The following is a 17927-nucleotide window of genomic DNA, read 5'->3' on the forward strand; positions in this document are numbered from 1 at the left end:
AAAAAATGCTCTTCGTTATATGGTTAACGTATGATTTAAGATCGAGAAAGCATTACTTCAAGACGAGCGCCTACACGCTGTGCTTGATCTGCAATACCACCAACCCATTCAAGAATTTTGTATAAGAACATGATATCAACTGGATTCAGATCGCCTTCAATTGCCATTAGTTGTTGGCGTAGTTCGATCTGCATCGCATCCGTGTCATCTTCAATTACATCTAATTGATGAATCATTTCGGCAACGAGTGTTACTTCACGGCCTTTAAAGCCAGTCTCAAGTAATTCGTCTAATTCATTGATTACGTTTTGTGCTTGGTTCGCTGCATCTAGACAACGTTTAACGTAAGCGATGAAGTTTTCTTGCATAGGAGCAGGAATGACAAGTTGACGACCATATACACGGCCAGCAATGTCTTTCGCTAGGTTTGCGAGTTTGTCTTGTTGAGTTAATAGCTCCAACATATCGGTGCGATCAACTGGCATAAACAAACCACGAGGAAGTTTAAGGCGAATTTCACGTTTTAGTACGTCAGCTTCTTTCTCAAGGTGAGAAATTTGAGCTCGAATTTCTGATGCTTTTTCCCAGTCACCTTTTGAAGAAACTTCAAAGAAATTAACTAGGTGAGAACAACATTCGTTCACGCATACTACGTGACGCTGCAAAGGTTTAATTGGGGACTTTGCAAATAACCCCATAATTGTATTTACTGGCATGGTCATCCAACCTAATAAATAATAACCTTAAAACAACATACACCATATTCATGGTGAAATGTTAAGCGATGGCTACAAAGTCGCGCATGTTAACCTAATCAATCTCTCATTAAAACTGTTTTAGATCATCATAAGGGCGATATTTCTGACTTGCCGACTTTTCAAATTGGCAATATCCTGTCCCTATCTTCACAGAAAGGTATAACTATGGAAACCGAGATAGAACTGAAGTTTTTTGTTTCTCCTGAATTTTCAGAGACTTTACGCAATAAAATTGCTGAAACTAAAGTACTTCAGCACAGTTGTCGTGAGCTAGGTAACATCTACTTTGACACCGCTGACAACTGGCTACGTAAGCACGATACAGGCTTACGCATTCGACGCTTTGATGACGTATTTGTACAAACCGTAAAGACTGCTGGTCGTGTGGTTGCTGGCCTGCATCAAAGGCCTGAATACAATGCAGAACACGACAGCAACGAACCTAAGTTAGCCCTGCACCCAGAGGATATCTGGCCAGCAGGTAAAGACATCGAAACGTTGCAAGCTGAGCTGACTCCTCTGTTCTCTACCAACTTCACGCGTGAGCAGTGGTTGATTGGTATGCCTGATGGTAGCCAAGTCGAGGTCGCATTCGATCAAGGCTTTGTTGAATCAGGCGACCTGCAAGAACCGATTTGCGAAGTCGAATTGGAACTTAAATCCGGTCAAACGGATGCGCTATTTACATTGTCTCGCCAATTCTGCGAACAAGGTGGCATGCGTTTGGGTAACCTAAGTAAAGCAGCTAAGGGTTACCGTCTTGCTCAAGGTTATCAAGGAGATGAAGTCACTCCTTTGACCTTAGTTGATACTGACAAAAGTGATACTGTTGAATCATGTTTCATTCAATCTTTAGAGCATGCTCTCGCTCATTGGCACTCTCACGAGCAGATTTTTACTGAGCGTCAATCGATTGAAGCGTTACATGAGATAAGCCATTCGTTAAGTTTTATTCGTCAAACCTTCACTATTTATGGTGACATTGTTCCAAGACGCGCGAGTGCTATTTTACGCCAAGAACTTAAGTGGCTTGAGCAAGAACTTGATTGGCTAAAAAGTTATGACCACTTCGAAGATTTGCTCGAAGATAAAGGCCACGTGCTGCGTAAGCTCGATGCACGTAAGTTCTTGGTCGCTGAGCTTAAAGAGATGCAAGAGCAACTGCCAGATCGTGAAGACCTGCTGACCTTGCTGAGTTCTGCTCGATACACCGGTTTATTATTAGATCTGAGCCGTTGGATCTTGTCTCGTGGCTGGCAACCTTTCTTAGATGAAAAAGCACGTGAGCAAATGGCTCGTGGTATCGAATGGTTTTCCGTGCAGCAACTCGATCGTACATGGGCCGATTTGATGGAAGCTTTCCCGCCAGAGCGAGTGATGACCAGCCAAGCGTATATTGATCAGCAATACCGTTTGATGCGTAATTTGTATTCTGGCGTTGGTTTCGCGAGTTTGTATAATGACGATGAACGAAACAGCTTCCGCTTGCCATGGGCCGATATGGTGCAAGGCATTGATGACTTGCTGGCACTCAAAACATTGGAGCCTTTGACTGAGAAGTTGGAAGGCGATGAGAAAGTTCAGCTAGAGCGTTGGTTGGCTCGCCAAGAAGTGTCTATTCTGCATGCGATGGAGCAGACACGACAAATCAGCGTTGAGGTTGAGCCATACTGGCAAGACTAAACTCAATACCGATATCAGTATAAGTATGAATTTGAAAATAGGGCTTCGGCCCTATTTTTTTGTTTGTTGCTCGAGCTTTTCTAGTCGCTCTAGTATTTTTTGTTGTTGCTCTATGATCTTTTCAAGATGCTTCTCTTTGTTTTCTGCTCGTTGATTCTCATGGTGAGTTGGGGAGGTGATCAGAGAAGTAATCAAGCCTGAAATCATACCAAAAACACCCACACCGCAAATGATCACCAGAGAGGCGACTAATTTCCCTGAGTTCGTCACGGGGTAATGATCGCCGTACCCTACGGTACTGATGGTAACGAAAGCCCACCACAAAGCATCTTGGCCAGTGGTAATGTTGGCATTGGGATCTTTGTGTTCTAACAGCAGGATTGTTCCTGCTCCTATGGTTAGGAGAATAACCAGCAGCAGAATAATTGAGGCGAGTGTGGTTTCTTTGCGATTACGAAACAGCTCTCTAAAAACACGTTTACCCGAGCGGAGCACAAGAATGACACGCAGGATCTGAAAAATGCGAGCGAAACGAAGTGGTTCGATCATTGGGATACTTGCTAAGAAATCGATCCAGTGTACTTTTAGATATTCTTTCTTATTTTGTGATCTCAATAGATCAATCGTGAGCTGAAAAAGAAAAACACTACAGATTATAAAATCGAGGCCGATAAGAACTTGTTTTGATTCTTTATCAATCGGTGCAAACAATAAGCCTGAGATCACAAATAACGCTAAGAAAGAGAGAATCAGTGATAATAAGCTCATCGGCTTGGTTGTGTCTTTGATACTATTTAACATTCATACGAGGCTCAAAATAAATCGCGAACTTTGACTGAAATAGCCACCTCGCGGATATAGAAGCCATCAATATATAAGAATTAATGGAGAACTGACAATGACTAAACTGTCATTCAAGCCGTGGGAAAGGGTAATCTCTGACGTTCGTCTCGTTCCAAAAATGGTCATGTTGATGATATTCAGCACTATCTTGATCATTTCGAAGCAGCTATGGGACGCAAGTACGTTTCACGATTCATTGCTTGCTGTAACGAACAATGCGCAAGTCGCACAACAGCATTACGAGACTTACCTAGTTCAAGTGGCTTGGCAAACAGCCTTGATGATCATTGTGTTTGTGGTTCTTCTGTTAGCAGCGGCGCGCGTTATGCTGCGCCAGACTCAATACCTTAATGACGCCATTAAAACCATGGCAGATAAGAACTTATCAGTGCCGATTCAAATGGACTGTAAAGATGAATACGGCGATGTGGCACGCGAACTTGAAAAAACTCGCGTCCAACTGAACGACATGATCAAAACTCAGGTGGCCTCTTCTGATGAGCTGTTTGCTCTGACGGAAGTGATGACCATCAGCATGTCTGAAACCAAAGAGTCAGCTCAAGAAGAGTTCAACGAGATCGATCAACTGGCAACAGCAATGAGTGAGATGACGTCGACGGTGCAAACTGTCGCTGAGCATGCACAAAGCGCTTCGTCATTGACTGAACAGGCATCAGGCCAAGCTCTTACTGGTCAGAAGTTCGTTCAAGGATCAGTGTCTAAGATGAGTGAGCTATCTTCAGATATCGCAGCATCTGCAGCAGCGGTAAACCAAGTAGAAGAACGCGTTGACTCAATTGGCAGTGTGGTTGGTACTATCCAAGGCATTTCAGAACAGACAAACCTACTAGCATTGAACGCTGCAATTGAAGCGGCACGTGCCGGTGAAGCGGGTCGTGGTTTTGCGGTTGTTGCTGATGAGGTTCGTAACCTTGCACAGCGCACTCAGCAAGCGACGGTAGAGATTCAAGACATGATCAGTCATCTACAAAGCAGCGCTAACTCTGCGGTAGAACTGATGGAGAAGAGTGTTGTTGAAGCGGCTGAAGGTGTTGATCTGGTGACTAACGCGGGAAGTGAGCTTGACGGCATTGTAAGCCAAGTCAATCAAATCAATGATATGAACTTCCAGATCGCGACCGCTGCAGGCCAACAGAGCAGTGTTGCTGAAGAGATGAGCGTCAACCTGACCAATGTACGCGAGCTTGTTGAAGCTTCAGTTGTGGTGGTTGGTGAACTGCTCGAGACCTCTCAGCTTATGGAAAGTAACGCGCAAGAACTCGACGGTAAGATTAAGCAATTTAAGGTTTAGTCCTCAGCACCCAATCTTCATCCGTCAAAGGCTAATTCCCAGAGACTGTTTCTCGGTTGTAAGCTCAACCAGATAAGTTAATCGATAAAACGCCCACATTGCTAATGTGGGCGTTTTTTATTGGCGTAACTTTGGTATAACTTATCTTTAGTTATGAAAACTCGTTATTGAAGAACTGAATCGATAAACCGATTGTTCGGCGCGCAGCTTATACAAGGAAGAAACATGCCATTGCCTTCTCAACTCATCACTCACTCCCAGTCTGCTTTTGAGCAATTATTAGAGCATCAAAGTGAAGCCATCAATACTTGGTCTGAGCCACTGACTGAAGATCTTAAACGTGTACTCGGTTTAAGCTGTTTTATTGGTGATTGCCTGCAGCGTGATACGGTTTTATGTGGTGACTTACCTAATATGTTGGCATGCGAAGAACGCGCTGAAGGATACCGAGAACGCTTGGCTGAATTACTTTCTAGTTGCACCGATGAAATGAGCGGTCAGCGCGTGCTGCGTCAATTCCGAAATCGAGAAATGACCTACATTGCTTGGCGTGATTTTATGGGTTCGTGGGAGCTAGAGCAGAGCCTAAATCATCTATCGATGTTGGCTGAGGCGATGATCTTCGAAACCTACCAATGGCAGTACGATATTTGTTGTAAAGAGTGGGGCACACCTTGTAATGAACAAGGCGAAGCACAGCCGATGTTGATCATTGGTATGGGCAAGCTAGGGGGCGGTGAGCTTAACTTCTCTTCCGATATCGATCTGATCTTCACCTACCCAGAGAATGGTGAAACCCAAGGTGCAAGACGCAGCATTGCCAATGCGCAGTTCTTTACACGTCTCGGGCAACGTATTATTAAGGCGCTTGATCAGCAAACCTTCGATGGATTCTGTTATCGAGTAGACATGCGCCTGCGTCCATTCGGTGAGAGTGGTCCACTGGTCATGAGTTACGCTGCGCTAGAAGATTACTATCAAGAACAAGGTCGCGATTGGGAACGCTACGCTATGGTCAAAGCGCGTGTGATGGGCAGTGAGATGTACCCTGAGTATCAAGAGCTTCGCCAAATGCTACGCCCGTTTGTGTTCCGCCGTTATATTGATTTTAGTGCGATTCAATCTCTGCGCCGAATGAAGTCTATGATCAGCAGCGAAGTGCGTCGTCGTGGTCTCTCGAACAACATCAAGCTTGGCTCTGGTGGTATTCGTGAAGTTGAGTTTATCGCACAAGTCTTCCAATTGATTCGTGGTGGACGCGAGCCTAGCTTACGCGGTCGAGGGTTACTCGAAACCTTAAGTGCGATTGAATCCCTTCATCTGCTAGAGTCTGAAGAGGTGGGGCACCTACGTGAAGCTTATCTGTTTTTGCGTCGCCTTGAGAACCTGTTACAAGCCATGGCTGATAAGCAAACTCAAACCTTACCTGACGGTGAATTCGAACAACTGCAGCTTGCGGTTGCCATGCAATTTTCCGATTGGGATAGCTTGATTGTGGCAACTCGCGCCCATATGGCGAATGTACATACCGTGTTCGAAGACCTAATTGGCGTTGATGAAGATGACGCTAATCCGATCGCGAGCCACTTTAGCGAGTTGTGGGATATGGCCCATAAACCCGATGTAATTGAGCACGTGTTGGAACACGACATTGCGGTCGCGAGCCCGCCTGATGCGGCGAAAACGATCATTCAGTTTAAAGCCGATTTGGCTAAAAAGACTCTTGGCCCTCGTGGGCGGGAAGTCCTCAATCGACTGATGCCGAAAGTGTTTCAAGCGCTGTACACCGCTAAGGATGCCGAGTTTGGTTTGTCGCGAGTACTGCATCTGCTGCATAAAATCGTTACGCGTACCACTTACCTTGAACTACTAGATGAACACCCTGCCGCGTTGACTCAGCTAGTTCGCCTGTGTACGGCAAGCCCGATGATTTCGGAGCAGTTGGGTCGTTATCCAATTCTGTTAGATGAACTTATCGACCCTCAGCAACTCTACAATCCCGTGCCTTTAGAGTCTTACAAGACCGAGTTGCGTGATTATCTAGCCCGTATCCCTGAAGATGATATGGAGCAACAGATGGAAGGTCTGCGTCAGTTTAAGCAGACCTGTATATTGAGAATTGCAGCCGCGGATATTGCGGGTGCTCTACCTGTCATGAAGGTCAGTGATCACCTGACCTACTTAGCAGAAGCCATTGTGGAGGCGGGGGTCAATCAAGCTTGGTTACAAGTATCCGCCAAGTTTGGTGAACCGACCCATGTTAAAGATCGCGAAGGTCGCGGTTTTGCTGTCGTTGGTTATGGCAAAGTCGGTGGTTGGGAGCTTGGTTATAACTCCGATCTCGATATCGTGTTCATGCACGACTGCCCGGTACACATCTATACTGATGGAAAGAAAGAGATCGATGGACGCCAATTCTACTTAAGATTAGCGCAGCGTATTATTCATATTTTCTCGACCAGAACTGCTTCTGGCATTTTGTACGAAGTCGACACTCGTCTACGCCCCTCAGGTGCATCTGGCCTGTTAGTGAGTCCAACCGATGCCTTTGACGAGTATCAGCACAATGACGCGTGGACATGGGAGCACCAGGCCCTCACTCGTGCTCGTATGATTTACGGTGATGACTTATTGGTATCTGCGTTTAACAAAACTAGGCATGAGGTTTTGTGCTTGCCACGAGATGAGGCAACACTCAAAAAGTCAGTTGTGGATATGCGTGAAAAAATGCGTGGCCATTTAGGCGGTAAAAAAGCCGATCGATTCATGCTTAAACAAGATGCGGGCGGTATTACTGATATTGAGTTCTTGGCGCAATACTTAGTGCTTAGATACAGCAATGAGAAGCCAAAGCTTACTCGTTGGTGTGACAATGTACGAATCTTCGAAAGCTTGTTGTCACAAGGGATTATGGACGAGCAGCAAGGTATGGCATTAACCCATGCTTATACAACATTAAGAGATGAAATCCACCACCGTAATCTACTTAATCTTGATGCGGATGTGGCGATTGAAAAGTTCGAAATGGAAAGAGAACATGTTGTTCAGGCATGGAAGCAGTGGATGGAAGCATAATTCAGTCATAGCGTAGCGAGTGCTATGTTTATCTTGATAGGCTTTTACTCATTTATCTGTAGTTTAGCCACTGTAATCAGTGTGCTAGACTCTAGCCAGATTCGATTTTTGGAGCTCAACAATGAAACCAATTCTACCTGACTACAGCCAATCAGGTGTTCTTATTGTCGGTGACGTAATGCTTGACCGTTACTGGTATGGCCCAACTGGCCGTATTTCACCAGAAGCACCAGTCCCCGTTGTGAAAGTAGAAAATAACGAAGAGCGTCCTGGTGGTGCTGCCAACGTAGCAATGAACATTGCCTCTCTTGGTGGGCATGCTCATGTTGTTGGTTTGACTGGTAAAGATGAGCCTGCTGAGGTGTTGAAAAGCACTTTAGGTGCTCTGAAGGTTAAGTGTGATTTCGTTGAGTTAGAAGACTATCCAACCATCACCAAACTACGAGTGATGAGCCGTGGTCAGCAGTTGATTCGCTTGGATTTTGAAGACAAATTCGAAAACACCAACCCAGAGCTTATTCTGTCTCGCATGGAGCAAGCCCTACCAAATGTACGTTCGGTTATCTTGTCAGATTACGCGAAAGGTGCATTAGAGCATGTACAGAGCTTCATTCAAAAAGCACGCGCAGCCAATGTTCCTGTATTCATCGATCCCAAAGGCGCGGATTTAGAGCGCTACCGTGGTGCGACATTACTTACACCAAACATGGCAGAGTTTGAGCTGGTTGCAGGTAAAGTGAAATCAGAAGAAGATCTTATCGAGAAGGGTATTGCCTTGATCGAGAAGTATGACTTTGAAGCTCTATTGGTGACTCGCAGTGAAAATGGTATGACTTTATTACGTAAAGGTCAGGCACCATTCCACTTGCCAACCCAAGCGAAAGAAGTGTACGACGTAACTGGTGCTGGTGATACGGTTATCTCAGTACTGGCTGCGTCTGTTGCAGCTGGTAAGCCATTGGATGAGGCGTGTGCATTAGCGAACGCTGCAGCTGGTGTCGTTGTTGGTAAGCTAGGTACGTCAACGTTATCCACGATAGAGCTAGCTGAAGCGATTCACGGCAGTCAAGACACAGACTACGGTGTGATCTCAGAAGCGGCACTGGTTGAAGCGGTGAAGCGTGCTCGTGCGAAAGGCGAGAAGGTAGTTATGACCAATGGCTGCTTTGATATTCTACATGCTGGTCATGTTTCTTACATGAATCACGCGGCTGAGCTGGGCGATCGTTTGATCGTTGCGGTAAATACCGATGAATCAGTGAAACGCTTGAAAGGCCCTGGTCGCCCTGTGAACCCAACTGATCGTCGTATGGCGGTATTGGCTGGCTTAGGTGCAGTTGATTGGGTTGTCCCATTCTCTGAAGATACCCCTCAACGTTTAATCTCTGAGGTACTGCCAAGCATTCTTGTGAAAGGTGGTGATTACAAGCCTGAAGAGATTGCTGGTGGTGCGGAAGTGATTGCTGCTGGTGGTGAAGTTAAAGTACTTAACTTTGAAGATGGTTGCTCTACCACTGAAATCATTAAAGCGATTAAAGGTGGTCGAGGCTAGTTTTTAGTTTTTAGTTTTTAGTTTTTGGCGTTAAGCTTTTAGTTAGGCAGTAAATCTCGCTTTAATCGATAATAAAAATGCCGCTCAATGAGCGGCATTTTTGTAACGGTAACTTGAGTAATTAAGAGTTACTTGCTTGCTACTTTTAGACCTGCGTTTACATCAACGATGTCTTGTTCGCTTAGTGTACCAACCGCTTGACGAAGCTGAAGAACACTTAGGATGTAGTTGTAACGAGCATCTGAAAGGTTTTTGTTCGCATCATATAGACGGCGAGTCGAATCTAGTACGTCAACGATAGTACGAGTACCCACATCAAAACCAGCTTCTGTTGCTTCTAGAGCAGACTGAGCTGAAACAACAGACTGTTCGTAAGCGCGTAGAGCACCAATAGAAGCTGTGATGTTGTTGTTGAAGGCACGTACGTCTTTTACAACGCTACGGTAAGTTGCTTCTAGATCTTCACTTGCTGCAACGTAGTTGTATTCAGCCTGTTTAGTCAAAGAAGTTGTGCTACCACCCGTATATAGAGGTACCACTAAGTTCAAGCCTAGGTTTAGGTTATCTTGATCATAATCAGTTGAGCTGTTTGATTGATCTGTAAGAGCGTAACTACCATCAAGAGTTAGGCTAGGTAGATGACCAGAGCTTGCTAGAGAGATGTTATCTTTTGCTACGTCTTGAGAGATACGAGCAGCAAGTAGACTAAGGTTCTTTTGCTCTGCTTGTTCAACCAGTGCAATCGCAGACTCAGAAGATTTGCTTGCTGAGAAACGGTCAGTGTCTAGGATGCTTAGGTTAGAGTGTTCTTGACCTGTAATCTCACGTAGACCTTCGTAGTTATTAATCAGAGTGTTCTCTGCTAAAACTTCATCAGCTAAAACAGCATCGTATTGAGCTTGCGCATCATGTACATCGGTGATTGCTGAAAGACCTACTTCAAAGCGCTGTTTTGTTTGCTCTAGTTGGCGAGCAACCGCTGCTTTTTCTGCACGAACGAACTCTAGGTTATCTTGAGCACGCAGTACTTCGAAGTATGCTGTTGCTACACGCAGGATCAAAGCTTGTTGCTCTGCTGCATACGCTGAATCAGCCTGACGAGCGGTTTTCTCTGCTGTATCTAACGAGATCCATGAAGAGCGTTGATAAAGTTCTTGAGTGAAGCCGATCGCTGCTCCCCAAGTGTTATTATCAATACTTGAGCTACCTGAACCAGAAGTATCTCTGTCACCACGGTTAATGTCGTAGTTCGCTGTTAGGTTAATTTGTGGTAGCAAATCACTACGGCTTGACGTTACTGCTTCAAAAGCGGCATCGCGCTGCGCTGCTGAACGAAGAAGTTGTGGATCGTTCTGTTTTGCTTGGTCGTAAACTTCAGCTAGCGTATCAGCGAAAGCTGACGAACTCAGGCTGCCAATTGCTGCACTGATAAATAGTGGAAGCAGTTTTTTCATTTTCCTATTCCTGCCTTTAATAGAATTTTCTCTGAAAGAGTTTAACCCAGTTTGATGGTAATTTACTCGAAACTTTGCACTTTTTTACATTTAACTGTCCGCTTGTGCAATATTTATTTTTTAAAACTTAACTTTAATTATAAAATTTATACAAAAAGTTGAACCTTATCCTTGGTAGTTAACTCGGACAATGAGTAAACTATAAAGATCACTTAGTGAGGTACCAAATGCAACAGTATGATAATCAACGACACGAGTTTACTCCTCAAGATGTGGAAATAGTCTCAAAAGAGACGCTGTTTCGTGGTTTTTTCAAAATGGTTAAATACACATTTAAACATAAGCTGTTTGAGGGCGGCTGGAGCCAACCTATAGAACGCGAGATGTTTGAACGTGGTCATGCTGCCGCTTTGTTACCTTATGATCCTATTCGTGACGAAGTGGTGATCGTAGAACAGATCCGTGTCGGCGCTCTAGAGCATGAGAACCCTTGGCAATATGAAATTGTGGCCGGGATCATTGATACGAACGAATCATCACAAGATGTTGCTCGTCGTGAAGCGATGGAAGAAGCGGGCGTTGAAGTCGGATCTGTATTGCCTATCACTTCGTATTACCCTTCATCTGGCGGTTGTTCAGAAAAGCTCGACGTCTTTGTTGGCTGTGTTGATGCAACCACAGCAAAAGGGGTACACGGTTTAGATTACGAAGGTGAAGATATTCGCGTACAAGTGATGAGTCGCGAAGCGGCTTATCAGTTAGTAAAAGAGGGTGTGTTTGAAAATGGGGCCACAATTATTGCGCTGCAGTGGCTACAATTGAACTACCAAGAATTACAGTCAGAGTGGATAGATTAACGTTATGCCAAATATAGCAGTCAAGAAACCGTATCATGTTGATCTTGCTGAACTGATGCGAGTTTACGAGACTAACTATGCCAAGCTTAACGCTCTGTTGCCGGTAGGGCATGAGGTTGGTGATGTTCGCTGTTACCAAGCCGTTAATATGGTGTATCAATTGACAGTGAATGAGGTCACAAAATACACCACATTAATAGACATATGTCAGAGTGACGAGACGCCAGTGTTTCCTTTGCCAAAAATGTCTGTCAGGCTATATCACGACGCTCGAGTTGCAGAAGTGTGCGCTAGCGGGGATTTTTCACGAGTCAAAGCGAAATATGACTATCCCAACACTAAGCTTCTGCAAAAGGATGAGAAATTTCAGTTGAACAAATTTCTTGGAGAATGGTTAACGTTTTGTTTAAAAACGGGTATCAGCCGTTCGCCAATTCCTTTTTAATTGAGCCCCATTGTAAAAACACTTTAAAGTTTAAACAGTAACGTATCTGGATTTGGTATTTTGGAATTATCACACACTTCAAAATTTGATGAGAGCAGTATTAAGCTTGTACAGCTAACGGACACGCATTTGTTTGCGCCGAGCAATGGCAGCTTATTAAGCATCAATACTCAAGATAGCTTTCGTGCTGTAGTTGATGGCATTGTTAACCAAGGCTTCGATTATGAGGCGATCTTGGCGACGGGTGATATCTCTCAAGATCACAGTGCTGAGTCGTATCAAAAATTTGAATCAGGTATTCAACCTCTGGAAAAGCCATGTTATTGGTTGCCAGGAAATCATGATTTCAAGCCTAATATGGGCAGTGTCTTACCATCACCTCAAATAAAGTGCGTTGACCATGTCTTACTGGGTGATAACTGGCAGATGGTGATGCTGGACTCGCAAGTGGTTGGTGTGCCTCATGGTCGCCTCAGCGATCAACAACTTGATCTGTTAGAACAAAAATTGATCGAATTCCCTGAGCGTAATACCTTGGTTTTACTGCACCACCACCCGTTATTAGTGGGCAGCGCATGGCTGGATCAACATAACCTAAAAGATGCGGATCAATTTTGGGATGTGGTTCAGCAGCATACCAATGTCAAAGCGGTACTGTGTGGCCACGTTCATCAAGACATGAATCGAGATCATCATGGTGTGCAAGTCATGGCAACCCCGTCGACTTGTGTGCAATTCAAACCTAATTCAGATGACTTTGCCGTTGATACATTGTCTCCGGGTTGGAGAGAGATTGAATTACATCAAGATGGCACAGTAAGCACTCAAGTGCGCCGCTTGCCTAATGGGCAGTTCTTACCTGATTTTGAAGCGGGTGGTTATTGATGTTAGTGATTATTGTTGTAGGAGGCTATTAATGTCCGGTTCTAATCAGCAAGTCGCTAAGCCATCATTGCTTCTCTATATTCATGGGTTTAACAGTTCATCTCGTTCTCATAAAGCGAATGTGATGGCTAATTACTGTGCGGAGCATCGGGCTGATATTAAAGTCGTCACTCCTCAACTGCCGAGTTTCCCTCAGCAAGCGGCACTTCATCTGCAACATCTGGTGGAACAATATAAAGAGCAATATCAGATTGCATTGGTCGGTAGCTCATTGGGTGGCTATCTTTCAACATGGCTGAATAGTCATTATGGTTTTAAAGCGGTGGTTGTAAATCCAGCAGTGAAGCCGTATGAGCTTCTTGCCGACTATTTGGGTGAACAAGTAAACCCATACACACATGAGCGATATGTACTGGAAACAAAGCATATTGATGAACTGAAGGCGTTAGAGGTTCCGGCTATCGCTAAGCCGAGCGACTTCTGGTTACTTCAGCAAACGGAAGACGAAGTTCTGGATTACCGACAAGCGGTAGAGAAGTACCAAGGTGCAACACAGACAGTAGAAGAGGGCGGGGATCATAGCTTTGTTGATTTTGAACGCTACCCACAACAAATCATCACCTTTCTAAATCTTTAATCTGTTCCACCAACCAAGTGATTTTCTCTTGTTTGCCTGTTATTTCATCTATCAATGGTGAAATATCATAGTTTGATGTCTTAGTTTTTGAACTAGCTTGACATCATTACTCAGCTTCCAGACTATATTCCCCAATACTTCGCTCGTTCGCTCTACTATGACGGTTCATAGTAATGATTCTGCTTTAGTGAAACTGGAGCCAGCGAACTGACGCAAACTTTTTGAGTAAACTCCGTATTATGACTGAACAATATAATGCAAAAGACCTCGAGGTACTTGAAGGTCTCGACCCTGTGCGACACCGCCCGGGAATGTATACCGAGACAGAAAGACCTAACCACCTTGCCCAAGAAGTCATTGATAACTCGGTCGATGAAGCACTAGCGGGACACGCTAAGAAGATCAAAGTGGTACTTCATGCAGACCAATCGTTAGAAGTTACCGATGACGGCCGTGGTATGCCTGTCGATATCCATCCTGAAAAAGGGATCTCAGGTGTTGAGCTGATTTTAACTAAGCTCCACTCTGGCGGTAAATTCTCGAATAACAACTATAAGTTCTCTGGTGGTCTGCACGGTGTAGGTATCTCGGTTGTAAACGCGCTGTCAAAACGTGTTGAAGTGACCGTACGCCGAGAAGGTCAGGTTCACGAGATCGCACTTGAAGGTGGTCATGCAGTAACAGAGCTTACTGTGACGGGCACTTGTGGTCATCGTAACAGTGGTACATCAGTACATTTCTGGCCTGATCCTAAGTACTTCGATAGCCCTAAATTCTCGACACTTCGTCTGATTAACAACCTACGTGCAAAAGCAGTGCTTTGCCCAGGTTTAGAAATTACCTTTATCGACAAAGTCGGTGGTGAAGAGCATAAATGGTTCTATGAAGATGGTCTAAAAGACTACCTTGCCGAAGGCGTGAAAGGTTACACCTTGCTGCCTGAAGAACCGTATGTTGGCGAATTCGTTGCTGAAACAGAAATGGCAAACTGGGCGATCATCTGGCAGCCAGAAGGCGGCGACATGATCACCGAAAGTTACGTGAACTTAGTACCGACTAAACAAGGTGGTACACACGTAAACGGTCTTCGCCAAGGTCTTCTTGATGCAATGCGTGAGTTCTGTGAATTCCGTAATTTGCTGCCGCGTGGCGTTAAGCTAACGGGCGACGATATCTTCGATCGCTGTTCGTACGTACTGTCGGTGAAGATGCAAGATCCGCAGTTTGCTGGTCAAACAAAAGAGCGCTTGTCTTCACGTCAAACTGCTGCGTTTGTGTCTGGTGTGGTAAAAGATGCGTTTAGCCTGTGGTTGAACGAAAAGCCACAACTGGCAGAACAGCTAGCAGAAGCTTGTATTGCGAATGCCCACCGCCGTATGCGCGCAAGCAAAAAGGTTGTGCGTAAGAAAATCGCTTCAGGCCCAGCACTGCCGGGTAAGCTAACTGACTGTTCAGTTCAAGACTTAAGCCGTACCGAAATCTTCTTCGTGGAAGGGGACTCGGCGGGTGGTTCTGCTAAACAAGCACGTGATCGTGAGTTCCAAGCAGTTATGCCACTTCGCGGTAAGATCCTAAATACATGGGAAGTGTCAGCAGACCAAGTATTGGCTTCGCAAGAAGTGCACGACATCTCGGTGGCTCTAGGCATCGACCCGGACAACGATGATTTATCCGGCCTGCGTTACGGTAAGATCTGTATCCTTGCCGATGCGGACTCGGATGGTCTTCATATCGCGACACTGCTGTGTGCTTTGTTTACTCGCCATTTCCATGCATTAGTTGAAGCGGGTCATATCTATGTGGCAATGCCTCCTCTGTATCGTATCGATTGCGGTAAAGAAGTGTTCTACGCACTTGATGACGCAGAGAAAGACGGTGTGCTTGAGCGACTATCGCAGAAGAAAGCCAAGATCAACGTGCAACGATTCAAAGGTCTGGGTGAAATGAACCCACTTCAGTTGCGTGAAACCACCATGGATCCAAACACTCGTCGCCTTGTGCAGTTAACGATTGATGACAGCGAAGCAACCAACGAGATGATGGACATGCTGCTTGGTAAGAAACGTGCAGATGATCGCCGTACATGGCTACAGACTAACGGTGATATGGCCGAGGTATAATGGATGTCTAACGAAATTACATATGATGGCGTTGAACAGCTGCCAATGCGCAAGTTCACCGAAGATGCCTACTTAAATTACTCAATGTACGTGATCATGGATCGTGCATTGCCGTATATCGGTGATGGCTTGAAGCCAGTACAGCGTCGTATTATCTACGCGATGTCTGAGCTAGGCTTATCGGCTGCATCGAAATACAAAAAATCAGCACGTACCGTTGGTGACGTATTAGGTAAGTATCACCCACATGGTGACTCTGCTTGTTACGAAGCGATGGTATTGATGGCGCAGCCTTTCTCTTACCGCTACCCATTGGTAGATGGTCAAGGTAACTGGGGTGCTCCTGATGATCCGAAATCGTTCGCTGCGATGCGTTATACCGAAGCCAAATTATCTAAGTTTGCTGAGGTTCTTCTAGGTGAACTAGGTCAAGGCACTGTTGACTGGCAACCAAACTTTGATGGCACGATGAAAGAGCCTCAAATGTTGCCTGCTCGCCTACCTCACATCCTACTTAACGGTATTACAGGTATCGCGGTAGGTATGGCGACCGATATTCCACCACACAACGTGCGTGAAGTCGCTAATGCAGCCATTCACCTAATTGATACGCCTAAGTCTGAGCTTTCAGACGTGATGGGTTTCATTCAAGGTCCAGATTACCCGACTGAAGCTGAGATTATCTCCCCGAAATCGGACATCGAAAAGATCTACCGTACTGGACGTGGCAGCATCAAGATGCGCGCGGTTTGGCACAAGGAAGGCTCTGATATTGTTATCACGGCTTTACCTCATCAAGTGTCAGGTGCGAAGTTACTTGAGCAAATCGCTAACCAGATGCGCGCTAAGAAGCTGCCAATGGTTGACGACTTGCGAGATGAATCGGATCACGAGAACCCAACGCGTATCGTTGTCGTTCCTCGTTCGAATCGTATCGACTGTGACCAATTGATGAGTCACCTGTTCGCGTCGACGGATCTAGAGAAAAACTTCCGCGTTAACTTGAACATGATTGGTTTAGATAATCGTCCTCAAGTTAAAGGCTTAGTTCAAATCCTGAAAGAGTGGATCGAGTTCCGTCGCACAACGGTTCGCCGTCGTTTGCAGTACCGTTTAGATAAAGTACTGGCACGCTTGCACATCTTAGAAGGTTTGCTTGCTGCTTATCTTAATATCGATGAAGTGATTGAGATCATTCGTACAGAAGACGAACCATGTCCTGTCCTAATGAGCCGTTTCAACATTTCTGAAATTCAAGCCAATGCGATTCTTGATATTAAACTTCGTAACTTAGCTAAGTTAGAAGAGTTTAAAATCCGAGCGGAACAAGAAGAGCTTGAAGCTGAACGTGAGAAGCTTGAAAAGCTACTCGGTTCAGAGCGTCGCTTGAATACGCTGATCAAGAAAGAAATCCAAGCAGATGCGGATAAATACGGCGATGATCGTCGTTCACCTCTGATTGAGCGCGCTGAAGCGAAAGCGCTAACAGAGCGCGACTTAGTACCAAGCGAACCAATCACGGTTGTGTTGTCTGAGAAAGGTTGGATTCGTCATGCCAAGGGGCATGAAGTTGACGCTGAAGGTTTGAACTACAAATCGGGTGATAAATTCTTAGCGAGTGCTAAGGGTAAGAGTAACCAGCAAGCGGTGTTCCTCGGCAGTGATGGTCGAAGCTACTCCCTTGAGTCACATTCATTACCGTCGGCGCGAAGCCAAGGTGAGCCAATTACAGGCCGCTTGAACGTCAGCCCAGGTACTTCTATTCGCCAAGTGGTGATGGGAGAGAATGAACAATTATGGTTAGTCGGTTCTGATGCAGGTTATGGTTTTGTTTGTAAGGGTAGCGATCTGCTGTCCAAGAACAAGAGCGGTAAAGCCTTGGTTAACTTGCCACAAGCTTCTGAAGTGATGATGCCAAGCCCTATTGCTGACTTGGACAGTAATCAGATTCTGGCGATTACTAACCAAGGTCGTATGTTGTTGTTCCCGATTAAAGATCTCCCTCAGCTGAGCAAAGGTAAAGGCAACAAGATCATCAACATCCCTTCTGCGAAAGCAAAAGAGCGTGAAGAGTTTGTCTCACATCTTATGGCTATCCCAGAGAATGCGACGCTGACTATCTACGCCGGTAAACGTAAGCTTGGTTTGAAACCTGCGGATCTTGAAAACTTCCGTGGTGAACGTGGTCGTCGTGGTGGTCTACTGCCTAGAGGACTACAGCGAGTGACTCGCATCGATATCGAAGAGCAAAGTGAATCGTAGAGATACTTGAAACAATCTTTAGATAAAAGAAAACCCAGCCTATG

Annotated in this window: 13 protein-coding genes; 10 read left to right on the forward strand and 3 right to left on the reverse strand. The window is 45.3% G+C overall.

The window, feature by feature from the left end; translation table 11 throughout:
• Positions 1 to 35 precede the first annotated feature (35 nt).
• Positions 36 to 716 carry a TIGR00153 family protein gene (locus AB6E51_RS07480; protein WP_010434644.1) on the reverse strand — a complete coding sequence of 227 codons (681 nt, stop codon included), beginning with the start codon at positions 714 to 716 and terminating at the stop codon, positions 36 to 38.
• A 207-nt stretch (positions 717 to 923) separates the two neighbouring features.
• On the opposite strand from AB6E51_RS07480, the gene AB6E51_RS07485 reads away from it, so the two are divergent.
• On the forward strand, positions 924 to 2441 hold the full coding sequence (locus AB6E51_RS07485) for a CYTH domain-containing protein (protein ID WP_372057803.1): 1518 nt from the start codon (positions 924 to 926) through the stop codon (positions 2439 to 2441).
• 51 nt (positions 2442 to 2492) lie between these two features.
• Here AB6E51_RS07485 and AB6E51_RS07490 read toward each other — a convergent pair whose 3' ends face one another.
• Positions 2493 to 3242, reverse strand: a complete 750-nt coding sequence (locus AB6E51_RS07490) for a potassium channel family protein (RefSeq protein ID WP_237291157.1) — start codon at positions 3240 to 3242, stop codon at positions 2493 to 2495.
• Positions 3243 to 3339: 97 nt separating this feature from the next.
• On the opposite strand from AB6E51_RS07490, the gene AB6E51_RS07495 reads away from it, so the two are divergent.
• The 3 genes from AB6E51_RS07495 to hldE all read left to right on the forward strand — a co-directional run bounded on the left by AB6E51_RS07495 (position 3340) and on the right by hldE (position 9223).
• The gene (locus tag AB6E51_RS07495; protein WP_372057802.1) at positions 3340 to 4596 is read left to right on the forward strand and encodes a methyl-accepting chemotaxis protein; all 1257 of its coding nucleotides are present in this window, start codon (positions 3340 to 3342) and stop codon (positions 4594 to 4596) included.
• A gap of 225 nt (positions 4597 to 4821) precedes the next feature.
• Complete coding sequence (gene glnE / locus AB6E51_RS07500; RefSeq protein ID WP_102393657.1) at positions 4822 to 7671, forward strand: bifunctional [glutamate--ammonia ligase]-adenylyl-L-tyrosine phosphorylase/[glutamate--ammonia-ligase] adenylyltransferase; 2850 nt, start codon at positions 4822 to 4824, stop codon at positions 7669 to 7671.
• A 121-nt stretch (positions 7672 to 7792) separates the two neighbouring features.
• A complete protein-coding gene (gene hldE, locus AB6E51_RS07505) occupies positions 7793 to 9223 on the forward strand; it encodes a bifunctional D-glycero-beta-D-manno-heptose-7-phosphate kinase/D-glycero-beta-D-manno-heptose 1-phosphate adenylyltransferase HldE (RefSeq protein WP_017069485.1) in 1431 nt (476 codons plus the stop codon).
• Positions 9224 to 9351: 128 nt separating this feature from the next.
• Here hldE and tolC read toward each other — a convergent pair whose 3' ends face one another.
• Positions 9352 to 10677, reverse strand: coding sequence for an outer membrane channel protein TolC (tolC, locus tag AB6E51_RS07510; protein ID WP_017062911.1), 1326 nt, complete (start codon positions 10675 to 10677; stop codon positions 9352 to 9354).
• A gap of 227 nt (positions 10678 to 10904) precedes the next feature.
• Here tolC and nudF point away from each other — a divergent pair, with 227 nt between their 5' ends.
• The 6 genes from nudF to parC all read left to right on the forward strand — a co-directional run bounded on the left by nudF (position 10905) and on the right by parC (position 17883).
• Positions 10905 to 11534, forward strand: coding sequence for an ADP-ribose diphosphatase (gene nudF, locus AB6E51_RS07515; protein ID WP_372057800.1), 630 nt, complete (start codon positions 10905 to 10907; stop codon positions 11532 to 11534).
• Positions 11535 to 11538: 4 nt separating this feature from the next.
• Positions 11539 to 11979 (forward strand): DUF1249 family protein, encoded by a 441-nt coding sequence (locus AB6E51_RS07520; RefSeq protein ID WP_010434670.1) that lies wholly within the window; start codon positions 11539 to 11541, stop codon positions 11977 to 11979.
• Between the two features lie 60 nt (positions 11980 to 12039).
• Entirely contained in the window at positions 12040 to 12864 is an 825-nt protein-coding gene (gene cpdA, locus AB6E51_RS07525) for a 3',5'-cyclic-AMP phosphodiesterase (protein WP_372057799.1), read from the forward strand.
• 31 nt (positions 12865 to 12895) lie between these two features.
• On the forward strand, positions 12896 to 13501 hold the full coding sequence (yqiA, locus tag AB6E51_RS07530) for an esterase YqiA (protein WP_229647467.1): 606 nt from the start codon (positions 12896 to 12898) through the stop codon (positions 13499 to 13501).
• Positions 13502 to 13740: 239 nt separating this feature from the next.
• Entirely contained in the window at positions 13741 to 15621 is a 1881-nt protein-coding gene (parE, locus tag AB6E51_RS07535; protein ID WP_017061428.1) for a DNA topoisomerase IV subunit B, read from the forward strand.
• A 3-nt stretch (positions 15622 to 15624) separates the two neighbouring features.
• A complete protein-coding gene (parC, locus tag AB6E51_RS07540) occupies positions 15625 to 17883 on the forward strand; it encodes a DNA topoisomerase IV subunit A (protein WP_017067236.1) in 2259 nt (752 codons plus the stop codon).
• Positions 17884 to 17927: the final 44 nt, after the last annotated feature.

It is taken from the genome of Vibrio sp. 10N.247.311.47, assembly GCF_041467535.1.
In the GTDB taxonomy this organism is placed as follows: domain Bacteria; phylum Pseudomonadota; class Gammaproteobacteria; order Enterobacterales; family Vibrionaceae; genus Vibrio; species Vibrio crassostreae_C.